The following is a 12,370-nucleotide window of genomic DNA, read 5'->3' as shown; positions in this document are numbered from 1 at the left end:
ATAGCAGCTATTTGTGAAATTTTGCCTCACAAAAAATAGTACATATCATGGAATACAGAAAACTAGGAAATACAAGGCTGGAGTTATCAGCAATCGCATATGGCGCCTTTGCCATCGGTGGCAATATGTGGGGAGGAAACGAAAAAAAGGATTCTATCGAGTCAGTTAAAGCATCAATAGATAATGGAATAACGACAATTGATACGGCTCCTTTTTATGGCTTTGGACTTAGTGAAGCGCTAATCGGTGAAGCCATTAAAGGGTACGACCGAACTAAAATACAATTATTAACCAAATTCGGCCTGGTTTGGGACGGTAGCAATAATGGTGCAGGCGAACATTTTTTTGATGCACAAAACGATGGTAAAGCGGTACCCATTTATCGCTACGCTACAAAGGCATCGATTATTAAAGAGGTTGAAGACAGCCTTAAACGCCTGCATACGGATTATATTGATCTTCTTCAGCAACATTGGCCCGATCCAACAACCGAGATAGATGAGGTAATGGAGGCCATGGCACAGCTCATTAAAGATGGTAAAATACTGGCCGCCGGGCTTTCGAATGCTGATCATGCATTGCTGGAAAAAGCTGCTGCTGTAAATCTGCCAGCATCAAACCAGGTACCATTTAGCATGCTCAACAGGGCTATCCAGGATGATTTAATCCCTTACACATTGGAAAATAATATCGGCATTATTGCTTATAGCCCAATGGAAAGAGGGCTGTTATCGGGCAAGTATTTTGAAAAAGAAAAACTTAAAGCTGACGACCACCGTAATGGATATTTTAGTCAGTTTGATCTTGACGCTGTTAAAACATTTCTGGAGCGCATTTCGCCATTGGCAAAAGAGAAAAATGCCAGCATTGCGCAATTGGTCCTGCGCTGGACAACGCTTCAACAAGGCATCACCGTTGTACTGGCAGGTGCCAGGAATGCTGAGCAAGCGGTATCAAATGCAGCTGCAATGGACTTTGAGATCAGTAAGGAAGAGCTTGCCTTTATTGATGGTGAGCTTGGGAAAATTTGAGATTCATCTATCTGCGGAGGAAAAGTTTCAGTTCTTGCACTGGTTTGAGTTAAATAAACCCGATTGAAACGGATGCCAATTTCCTTCAAATTGGCAGGAGGAAAAGCGGGACAAAAGGTGCCAAAAACAAGGAACCATTCATTTCCAGTCAACGATATAGATGATAATTCTTAGGTTTAGGAAATGAAAGGACAATAAATAACGTTATTGAAACAAAAACGGGTGCCTCATATCGGACACCCGTTTTTTTATTTATGGTCGATGTACCACCAACCACTTTAATACCTGCTTAGTAACCTGGATTTGGAGTCAGGTTAGGATTATTTTTGATTTCCGAAGTCGGAATCGGGAACAACAAATGTTTGGTTTGCAAAGGCTGGTTTACACTTTTATTAATGTGGCCAACAAAATTATCGAAACCATTAGTGGTTTCGTTATATACTTTACGCAACCTCACCATATCAAACCAGGTAATGCCTTCATAACATAACTCGTGCCAGCGTTCCCTCCATACGGCTTCTTCAAACTGTGTCTGGCCCAAACCTGCCAGATCAGCCAGTTGTGCTCTTTTCCGCACAGCATTTACCGCAGCGTAGGCCGCAACATTCGCACTACCATCTGCCCTGTTCTGCGCTTCAGCATAAATTAAGAGTGTTTCTGCATAACGGATCTGTGGAATATTCAAATCGCTTCTGCTGGTACCCTCCACCCCTAACGTTCCATTTGCAATCAGATCGAAATGTTTAAAAACATAAGGTTTACCACGGTTAATCAGCGGCATTTTAAAGCCATCGGTATAATAGTCGGTAAAGAAATAACCATCTCTGTTTTTAGCCCTTAAATCTCCGGCCTCATACGAGCCATAAAAACTGGCAGTTGGGATAGAAGTTCCAATTCCATCAATTTTAGAAACCAATGGCTGGTGCAATGGCAGGTATGACGACTGTAAGGGGTTGCCAAATCCGGCAGCATCATTGTACTGGATGCCGAATAAATGCTCTACTTTATTGTCATTTTTTGCATCATGCAACGCTCCGTAAGCTGGAAACAAACCGAGTAATGCCGGATTTCCGGTTGAATAATCGATGACCTCTTTCGCTTTATCTGCAGCTAATTTATAATAAGCTGCACCTTTGTTAAGGGGCTGTCCGGCCATGGTTAAATATACTTTTGCCAGTTCAGATTTAATGGCTGCTGTAGAAACACGTCCACTTGCATCCATAAAAGGCAAACCAGCTGCCTCTGCAGTCACCAGATCATCAACAATCTGTTTGTAAACCTGCTCCTGCGGTGTGCGGGAAGGAGAAAAATTGGGGTCGTTAGGACTGGTAATTGGTTTTGTAATCAAAGGTACATCACCCCATAAACGCACCAGGTAAAAATAGGCCCAGGCCCTGATGAAAGATGCCTCGCCCAAAATCCTTTTTTTCTGTGCATTATCCATCGGGTTAATGCCCGGAACTTTATCCAACACCAGATTGGTTTGCGCAATTACCTTATAGAAACCGTTCCAGGTTTGGTTAACATGAAGGTTTGTTCCATCATAAATCAGAGAATATAAATTGTTCAGATCGGAGTTTTGCGCGGTTTCAGTTGATTGTATCCCCGTTGGTGCATCCAGCATTTGCCAGTTGTTGGAATAAATACCAGCACCGGCCCCGATAAACCTGATTTCTGCATAAACCGCGGCAATACCTGCTTCTGCATGTTCTGGTAAAGTATAAAAACTGCTGGGCGAAAGATTGGTGGGATCTGTTTCATCTAAAAACTTCTTACATCCCGAGTTCCCGATGATAGCACCGCTTAGCAACAACAAAGCAGCGATATTTTTTATGTTTATTTTCATTTTGATATCCTTTCTTTAGTTAATGTTTATAATCCAATGTTTAAGCCTACCATGAAAGTAGTGGGCTTTGGATAATCGAAAAATGTTTGGCCTTGTGCAAATGCATTTCCATAAGTGGTTACCTCAGGGTCGTTACCGGTATACTTGGTGGCCAGGAAGAAATTCTGAACAGATGCATAAACGCGGAGTTTGCTTAAGCGTAATTTTTCGACAAGTGTTTTATCAAAAGTATAACCGAGTAAAAGATTTTTACCACGGATGAAAGAACCGTCTTCTAACCAGTGGGTATCCACGTTGGTTACATATCCGGCAGATTGATCCCTGATGGCGGCAATCGGTGTATTTTGATTCTGAGGAGTCCAGGCATTTAATACGCTGGCAAAACTATTGGCCTGTACCTGTCTGTCTTCACCGGAGTGATGGGTCATATTCAACACATCATTACCATAAGAGTATTGGAGCTCTACAATCAGCTCTAAATTTTTATAGCGGAATGAGTTGCCAAACGATCCCCAGCCTTTTGGCGTTCCGTTACCAATAATCTGACGGTCGGCATCTGTAATGGCATGGTCGCCGTTTACGTCCAAATATTTAATATCGCCCGGAAGCAAAGTTTTACCGCCACGGTAACTTACATATTTAGCTGCTTCTGCCCTTTCGGCTTCGCTCCAGGTTCCTAAACGCACCAGTCCCCAGAATGAGCCCACAGGCTCACCTACCCTGATAATACCCGTTTGGTTGGTGAAATTTGGATTACCCACACCAAAAATATCGTCAGGCGTAGCCAAAGAAAGTACCTTATTGCGGTTAAGGGAGATGTTAAAGCTGGTTTTCCAGGTAAAATCGTCAGTTTGAATGTTAACGGTATTGATACCCAGATCCAAACCTTTGTTCTGCATAGACCCGATATTTTTTCTGATTACTGAGTATCCTGTGGTACGTGGTACAGGAGCATCCAATAACATATCGGTTGTTTTTCTGTAATAAAGATCAGCCTCTAAATTAATCCGGTTGTTAAACAAACCCAGTTCTAAACCAGCATCAACCTGTGCTGTTTTTTCCCAAACCAGATCAGGATTTGCTAAACGACCTATACCAATACCGGTTACCTTACCATCATTAATAATGGCAGAGTTATTAACCAGTGTGGCTAAAGACTGATAAGCAGGAAGTTCTGAATTACCACTTAAACCGTAACTGGTTCTTAGTTTTAAGTTTGAAATGGTTTTGTTCCCTTTCAGAAAATCTTCATCTGAAGCTTTCCAGGCCAGTGCTGCCGAAGGGAAAAAGGCGAATTTATGGTTCTCTCCGAATTTGGACGATCCATCAACCCTACCCGTAAAAGTCACCAGGTATTTATCTTTAAAGGCATAGTTTAATCTTCCAAAATAAGAGTTAAAAGCCGATCTGTTGCGGCTGGAGCCCACCGTAATCGATTTACTCCCAGAGCCCATATTATTGTTCCCGTAAAAATCGGTTACAAAATTCTCCGCATGACTGGTATTGCTGAAGAAACTGGTGGCCTGCCAGGAGATACCCAATAAGGCATTAATGGCATGCGATTCGGCAAAACGTTTGTTATAGGTTAAATAATTTTCTAGCGACCAGAAAGTTTCACGGTCATTGGTCACATTTGCTGTACCGTTCTGCCCGTCAGATATGCCGTATAATTGTTTGGCATTGTACTCGTTAATGTTACGGCTTACAACATTAGCCCCTAACTGGGTACGAAACTCTAAATCTTTATTAAAGCTAATGGTAGAATAAATGCTTCCCAAAGCAGTTTGCGTGATCATTCCATATTTTTGATCGGTTAAGATATGCACCGGATTGGAGCCTCCTTCTGCCCAAGGAATCAGTTTATTATCGCCCCACTTGCCATCTGCCAGTTTAATCGGGAGAAAAGGAAATGCTTCGGTAATCATGCGGACTGAGTTTAAACCACCTGTTCCCTGATCAACTATGTTTTCATCCTGGTTATTGTAGCTCAAATTACCGCCAACTTTTAACCAGGGCTTAATTTTGCTATCGAAATTAAATCTGCCCGAATAACGTTTTAAATAAGAGTTCAATAAAAGTCCCTGGTCATCGCGATAACCTGCAAAAACGCCGTAGGTGCTATTTTCGTTTCCACCTGTAAAACCCAGCTGGTGATTTTGCGAAAGTTTGTTCTGTGTAGATTCTTTTAACCAATCGGTGTTATATAATGGGTTTCCATTGCCATCGAAAAACTGAGGTAAAGCTATTCTCGATGCTTTTGGAACAGGTGTAGATGCATAATTTCCTGCTGCCCATCCTACCGGATCGTAAACTTTAATGTTCTCGTAAGCCAGGTCCTGCACTTTAACATACTCGAACGCATCAAGCATCTTCACATGGTGTGCGGCAAGCGTATTTACGCCAAAATCTGCATCATAGGTAATGCGCTGTGCATTAGCAGATCCTTTTTTGGTGGTGATTAAAATTACGCCGTTGGCTCCCCTTGCGCCGTATATGGCGGTCGAAGAAGCATCCTTTAACACTTCTACTGAAGCGATATCGCTGGGGTTAATGTAATCGATAGCGTTACTGTTCTGCGTTTGCGACCCCACTGGCAAAGCCACACCATCTACCACATAAAGCGGATTGTTACTCGTGTTGATGGAGCTAAATCCACGGATTTTAATGTTGGTCTGACCGCCTGGCCTACCCGAGTTGGTATTTACCTGTACACCGGAAATACGGCCAGCTAATGCCTGGTTTAACGATGAAGAGGGGCGTTCCTGTAGTTCGCTGGCTTTTACCACACCAACAGAACCGGTAAGATCTGTTTTTTTCACGGATCCATAACCAATTACCACTACTTCATCTAACTTATTGGCCTCGGCAGGTACCATTTTAACGCTAATATTGGCTTCATTGCCTACCGTAACATCTTTATTTTGATAGCCCACATAAGAAAAGCGGATCACATCGTTTGGGTTGGCCTCAATGCTGAATTTACCAGCTTCATCAGTTACAGCAGTTTTACCTGAAGAAATGTTTTTGATGCCCACTCCTGGAATAGGCATGTTTTTTTCGTCTGATACGGTTCCTGTAATTATTTTTCGGTTTTGGATATGCACTAAAGGCATACTTAGCTTGGAAAACCCTTCGGATTTTTCAGCAACCAGATTCATCGAAAAAACAGGGCTATTGAGCAAAAAAAGCACGGTAAGCCCTGAAATCTTTAGTAGATTGATTTTCATCGGTTTTAGGTTTAGTAAATGGTTAGTTAATAATATAATTCAACTGCTAGAAGCTAAAACGTTTTATCAATTATTCAATAAAAAACAATTGACGGCAAATAATCATGTTAATCAGAAGGCTTGGGGTTAAAGGCCATTGCGTGATGGGAGATCGTATTTTTAAATTGGTTAAAAACTACACGCAAATAAACTACACAGACATATACTACACCATAAGGCATAAATGCACCTAAGCTCATCATCATATTCGGTTGTTGATAAAACGATTTATCAACTCAATATTAAATATTTTATCACAAAATCAAGAATAATATTTTGATGATTAGAAATACTTAATCGTATAAATCCGATTACAGTATGATTACTTTTACAGGGAATATTTTTTTTGAATTAATATTTAAAAACAAGCCGCATAAAATCGTTATAAACGACCTATCTATCAATTACTTAAATATAAAACACCAGAATTAATCAGAATTTTTAACTTTTTTTCAGGTGGAACCTGCTTTTTTATCTGGATTATATTTGTACTGCAGGTTTAGAAAAGGCTTAATTGTTGCTGGGATGAAAAATGCTTGACCGAATGAAAATCATCCACCTAAATTCTGAATAGCAAACCGGGCTTTCAGCTGTTTATCAGTGAAAACCCGGTAGTTTTATGTATCATGAATGGTATCTATTGCCTAATCAGCCTTATTCTTCTCCACTATTTTTCATTTTCATCAAAATGGCATAAGCATTTTTAACCACGATATTATCCAGTTTGGATTTCGAATGTATTGCTGTAAACCCATCAAGGCTGGTACCAATCTCAACAGGGATCATTTTATAGTGGTTACGGCCAAGATCTGCAAAAACATAATGTTTATTTTCCCATTTCACGACAGCATCTTCCGGTACAGCTTGTACAGCTGCGCTGGAAACCGAAATAACGGCATTTAAAAATGTTCCAGGCAATAATTTGCTATCTCCATTTTTCAGGTCGCAATGCACACTGGTAGTGCGGTCGTCTTCGATATTTGGTGTAATGAGGTGGATTTTGGCCACATATTTCTGATCTGGATTTGCGGTAGTTGTACACAAAATCTCCTGACCAATTTTTAGTTGTGCAGCATCCCTTTCGAACACAGTAAGGTTGGCATGCAATGCGTCCGGACTGATCAGTTCAAACAGAATATCTGCAGAATTTACATATTTACCTGTATTTACGTTTACCTTGGTTACATAGCCACTGATGGGGGCATTAATCCGGATACTCCGGCTGATATTATCTTCGTTTAAGGTTAGGGGATTAATTCCTATGAGCCTTAATTTTTCTGCAAGCGATTTAACCAATACCTTTTGATTGTTGAACTCACTTTCGGCCTGCTGAAAGATTTTATCGCTGGTGGCCTTGGTCTGGTTTAATCCCTTTTGCCTGGTATAATCTGCCGAACTAAACTTCAGCTTGTTTTTTGAAGTGAGGTAATCCTGCTGTAACTGGATGTACTGCTGATCTTCGACAATAGCCAGCAAACTCCCTTTTTTAACCATCATACCGGGAATGAGTGTCATTTTTTTAATGTATCCACCCATTGGTACACTTACCGAGTAGGTATTTTCTGGTGGCACATCCACCACCCCGTTTACATTAATGGTATTACGCAGTACTTTTTCTGTCAGCTTTCCGAGTTGGATATCTGCATTTTTCACCTGTTCGGCACTCAACTGCACCTCATCCGTATTTAGGTTTTTTGGAGTTTCTGCTGCCTTTTCATTTTTTTCCGGGCTACCACATGCGATCAAAATAGCGATGCACATCAATCCACTTATCAGTTTATTTTTCATTATATCTTATTTGTCTGTTGCTGTAATTCTTTCAATTGCAAATGCCGCTTCATTAAACTGTTGCACTTTATCATAATATTCTGCCTTTAACTGTATCGATTGGTTGATCAGGATCACCCAATCGAGATAAGCAATTTCACCTGCATTAAGTTTTGCTGTAGCTGATCTGATAATGTCGCCTGCATTGGCCAGTGAAACCTTTTGATAAGATCCGATCAACCGTTCCAGCTGCTGGTAACGTTCCCTGGCATTTTCCAGTTCGTTATCTAGGGACTTTTTAGTCAGCTCCAGTTCCCGCTGTTTCTGCTGTATTAAAATTTCCGAAGCTTTGATCCGCGACTGCTGCGCCCCAAAAAATATAGGAATTCCCACACCTACACTAACCGATGAAAACCGCTTGCTCTTATCAAAATACTGCTCAGCGCCTGCATTATTGCTCTGCCAACCCACAATACTTGAATTGTTGTAGCCAAAATTTAATGATGGCATAAGTTTGCTTTTTTCGAGTGCTTTTTGTTTTTGGGCAAGTTCCAGCTGGGCTTCGCTCAGTTTAATTGCAGGACTGTTATCTGTCTCAGCTTTTAACAAGAAATTTGCGTGATAAATGGCACTGTCTGTTGCAGGTTCTAACAAACTTTTACTATCCAGCAAAAACCTAAAGTGGTTGAGGTTTTGTGCATAATCCGTTTTCAATACTTCGAGCTGATTGGCGATCTGTTGTTTTTGGTTTTCGGCCGTTCGCAGTTCCAGCACATCCACATCGCCCGATTTAAAGCGCTGGGAAGATTTATTCAGAAAAGCACTATACACACTGTCGGCCCAGATTAACAGTTTACGTTTTTCTTTCAATAAAATAAGATTGTAATAAGCAGACTTTATCTCCGTTTTAAGGTCAAGTTTTTTTCCATTTACCTGTTCTTCGCTGATTTTTACATTGATTTTATGTACCGCATGCTGCCTGGCATAAACCGTAGGGAAATCTAAACTTTGCACCACAGAAACCTTATTGTCGTTTGCAAGACTGTTGAACTTGCCATAGTCGAAACTTACCGCGGTTTTAGGTACATCGAAAGTGGTTTTAACGAGCTGCTGATAATATTGCACTTCAGTTTTTGCTATGTGTAGCAACACATTGTTTTTCATTGCAGTATCTAGTGCTGATTTAAGACTGATCTGCTGCTGGGCATTGGCATTTTGCAAACCAATAATTATAAAAATGGCGATAACGGCCAATTTTCTTTGCTGACGGAAATAACTGAAACCTTTTTCGAATAATATATACAACATGGGTAAAACAAACAAAGTTAACAGGGTAGAAACCAGTAGTCCTCCGATTACAACTGTAGCCAGGGGTTTTTGTACTGCGCCTCCGGCACCAGTGCTAATGGCCATCGGGATAAAGCCCAGGGAAGGAACCAGGGCCGTCATTAACACCGCACGGAGTTTTGATTTGGTGGCATGTATTACAATGCGTTTAACATCAGTCCAGCCTTCTTTTTTTAAACGGTTAAACTCTGTAACAAGTAAAATCCCGTTTAGTACAGCAACCCCGAACAGTGCAATAAAGCCTACCCCGGCAGAGATGCTAAAAGGCAGATCCCTGATCCAAAGGGCAAGTATTCCGCCAATGGCAGACAAGGGGATAGCAGTGTAGATCAATAAACCCTGCTTTACTGAACTGAAGGCGAAATATAAAAGTAAAAAGATCAGTAACAGTGCAATGGGTACCACAATGGCCAGACGTGATTTAGCGGCCGTCATATTTTCGAAAGAGCCGCCATAAGATATGGTGTAGCCTTTAGAGAGGTTTAATTTTTGCCCGGCTTTTTGCTGTAGTTCCTCAACAATAGACTGCACATCTCTGTCCTTAACATTAAAGCCGACAATAATTCTTCTTTTGGTATTTTCTCTTTGAATCTGGTTTACGCCTTCTACTTCTTCGATATTGGCAACCATACTTAAGGGAACCTGGTTACCTGATTTGGTGAGTACCATCAGATTTTCTACATCACGCATATCCTTTCTGGCGGCTTCATCCAACCGCACTACCATATCGAATCTTTTTTCGCCTTCATACACCTGCCCGGCAATCTGTCCGGCAAAGGCCGTATTTACTACACGGTTTACATCGCCTACATTTATACCATATTTGGCCATTCCATCACGGTTGTACTTAATAACCACCTGGGGCATTCCGGTAACCTGTTCTTCGTAAACATTAATGGCACCGTTTACCGTACCGATAATAGCGCCCAGCCGCTTTGCATAAATGGCCAGCGAATCGAGGTCTTCACCAAAAATCTTACACACTACATCCTGCCGTGCACCGGTCATCAGTTCATTAAAACGCATTTGCACAGGGAATTGGAAGCCAACGGTAATCCCGGGGATAACTTCCACTGCTTCGGTCATTTTTGCACTGAGTTCTGGGAAAGATTTGGCCGATGTCCATTCTTTTTTAGGTTTTAGAATAACCATCATGTCTCCGGCCTCGAAAGGCATAGGGTCTGTTGGCACTTCAGCACTTCCAATTTTGGTCACTATTTTCTGTACCTCAGGAAATTTTTCCAATAGAATTTTCGAAGCTTTCTGGGTAGTCTCGATGGTATTGTTCAGGTTACTCCCGGTTAATAAACGTGTTTCTACTGCAAAATCGCCTTCTTCTAACTGTGGGATAAATTCTCCACCCAGTGTGCCCATAATGAAAACAGAAATGGCGAAAAGGGATAAGGTAACGGCCAATATGGTTTTGGGGAAATAAAGCACCTTACCCAGTACAGGCTGATACCGGCGTTCTATCCATGCCATTAATTTATCGGTTAGATTTTTTTTGTGGCTGATTACTTTGTTCAGGCACAATGCAGACATCATGGGTACATAGGTAATCGAGAGTATAAAAGCACCGAGAATAGCGAAAGCAATGGTCCAGGCCATAGGCTTAAACATTTTGCCCTCAATGCCTTCCAATGATAAAATAGGCAGATATACAATGAGGATAATGATCTGACTGAATACGGCCGATTTGATCATTGAGCCAGTTGATTTTTCAACCTCTGCATCCATCTGGTTCTGATCGATCCGGTTAAGGGTTCTGAAATGTTTGCTGTGCGAAAACCGGTGGAGAATAGCTTCCACAACGATAACCGATCCATCAACAATGAGCCCAAAATCAATAGCACCAAGCGACATTAAATTGCCGCCAACCCCAAAGGTGTTCATCAGTATAATGGCAAACAGCATGGATAGTGGGATGACCGACGAAACGATCAGCCCAGCACGCAGATTGCCTAGAAAAAAAACCAGAACAAATATTACAATCAGTGCACCTTCCATTAAATTGGTTTCCACTGTACTAATGGCATTATCTACCATCTTGGTCCGATCGAGAAAAGGCTCTACCACCACACCTTCGGGCACCATTTTTTGGATCTCGGCTATCTTATCCTTTACTCTTTTTACTACAACCGAAGAATTTTCGCCCTTCAGCATCATGACTACAGCGCCTGCCACTTCACCCTGTGCGTTATAAGTCATTGCGCCATAACGTATTGCCGAGCCGTATTGTACTTTGGCTACCTGCCCCATCAGCACGGGCATTCCGTTATCAAGGGTTTTCACTACAATTTTCTCAATATCAGCCAAACTTGTCGTCAGTCCTTCGCTCCTGATGTAGAGCACAGTCGGGCCTTTTTCAATATACGCCCCTCCGGTATTCTCATTATTTTTCTCCAGGGCATCAAAGATCTCTGCAATAGTTAATCCATAGGCCTTAAGCTGATCTTGTTTTACAGCCACTTCGTACTGTTTCAACCGTCCGCCAAAGCTAGAAACCTCAGCAACACCGGGTGTTCCCAAAAGCTGTCTTCTTACAATCCAGTCTTGAACGGTACGGAGTGCCTGTGCATCATACTTACCTTCATAACCTTTCCTGGGCCTTACTACGTATTGGTAAATTTCGCCCAAACCGGTTGAAACAGGCGCCATTACCGGCGACCCAATACCCTGCGGAATTTCCTGTTGAACCTGTTGCAGGCGTTCGGCAATCTGTTGCCGTGCCCAATACACATCAGTTTCTTCGTTAAAGACAATAGTAACGAGTGAAAGTCCAAAGCGTGAAAAACTTCGGATCTGTTTTAATCCTGAAATACTGCTACAGGATTGTTCTATAGGAAAAGTAATTAGACGTTCAATATCCGGCGCGCCCAATGAAGGCGAAACGGTGATGACCTGTACCTGGTTATCGGTAATATCGGGAAGGGCATCAATAGGTAATTTGGTAACTTCATATGCGCCCCAGCCTACAAGCGAGAGCACGAATAAAGCAATAATCAGCTTATTCCTAACGGAAAAGCCAATGATCTTATTCAACATGATAATTATTTTAAAAGGATCGACATATTATCCCATAAAGCCGTTTTAAAAAGGGCAAGGGAAAAACT

General features: G+C 41.6%; 5 protein-coding genes. 1 reads left to right on the top strand and 4 read right to left on the bottom strand.

Annotated features, from left to right (window positions below):
• The first annotated feature begins 47 nt into the window (after positions 1 to 47).
• Positions 48 to 1,031: an aldo/keto reductase gene (locus AC07YT_RS18805; RefSeq protein ID WP_086544822.1), complete on the top strand. Its 984-nt coding sequence runs from the start codon at positions 48 to 50 to the stop codon at positions 1,029 to 1,031.
• A 289-nt stretch (positions 1,032 to 1,320) separates the two neighbouring features.
• Here the strand turns inward: AC07YT_RS18805 and AC07YT_RS18800 are convergent, their stop codons facing one another.
• The 4 genes from AC07YT_RS18800 to AC07YT_RS18785 all read right to left on the bottom strand — a co-directional run bounded on the left by AC07YT_RS18800 (position 1,321) and on the right by AC07YT_RS18785 (position 12,302).
• Complete coding sequence (locus AC07YT_RS18800; protein ID WP_086544821.1) at positions 1,321 to 2,877, bottom strand: RagB/SusD family nutrient uptake outer membrane protein; 1,557 nt, start codon at positions 2,875 to 2,877, stop codon at positions 1,321 to 1,323.
• A gap of 26 nt (positions 2,878 to 2,903) precedes the next feature.
• Entirely contained in the window at positions 2,904 to 6,104 is a 3,201-nt protein-coding gene (locus AC07YT_RS18795) for a SusC/RagA family TonB-linked outer membrane protein (protein ID WP_494945463.1), read from the bottom strand.
• A 693-nt stretch (positions 6,105 to 6,797) separates the two neighbouring features.
• Positions 6,798 to 7,931, bottom strand: coding sequence for an efflux RND transporter periplasmic adaptor subunit (locus tag AC07YT_RS18790; RefSeq protein WP_086544818.1), 1,134 nt, complete (start codon positions 7,929 to 7,931; stop codon positions 6,798 to 6,800).
• A 6-nt stretch (positions 7,932 to 7,937) separates the two neighbouring features.
• On the bottom strand, positions 7,938 to 12,302 hold the full coding sequence (locus AC07YT_RS18785) for a CusA/CzcA family heavy metal efflux RND transporter (RefSeq protein WP_086544817.1): 4,365 nt from the start codon (positions 12,300 to 12,302) through the stop codon (positions 7,938 to 7,940).
• Between the last annotated feature and the right edge of the window lie 68 nt (positions 12,303 to 12,370).

This window comes from Pedobacter sp. GW460-11-11-14-TSB4 (assembly GCF_059423705.1).
Note: the sequence above shows the minus strand (reverse complement) of the source record. Positions and strands in the feature narration are given on the sequence as shown.

Bases quoted from the DNA above. Each gene is read 5' to 3' on its own strand.
- AC07YT_RS18795 (WP_494945463.1), bottom strand. From the start codon at position 6,104: ATGAAAATCAATCTACTAAAGATTTCAGGGCTTACCGTGCTTTTTTTG.
- AC07YT_RS18785 (WP_086544817.1), bottom strand. From the start codon at position 12,302: ATGTTGAATAAGATCATTGGCTTTTCCGTTAGGAATAAGCTGATTATT.
- AC07YT_RS18800 (WP_086544821.1), bottom strand. From the start codon at position 2,877: ATGAAAATAAACATAAAAAATATCGCTGCTTTGTTGTTGCTAAGCGGT.
- AC07YT_RS18805 (WP_086544822.1), top strand. From the start codon at position 48: ATGGAATACAGAAAACTAGGAAATACAAGGCTGGAGTTATCAGCAATC.
- AC07YT_RS18790 (WP_086544818.1), bottom strand. From the start codon at position 7,931: ATGAAAAATAAACTGATAAGTGGATTGATGTGCATCGCTATTTTGATC.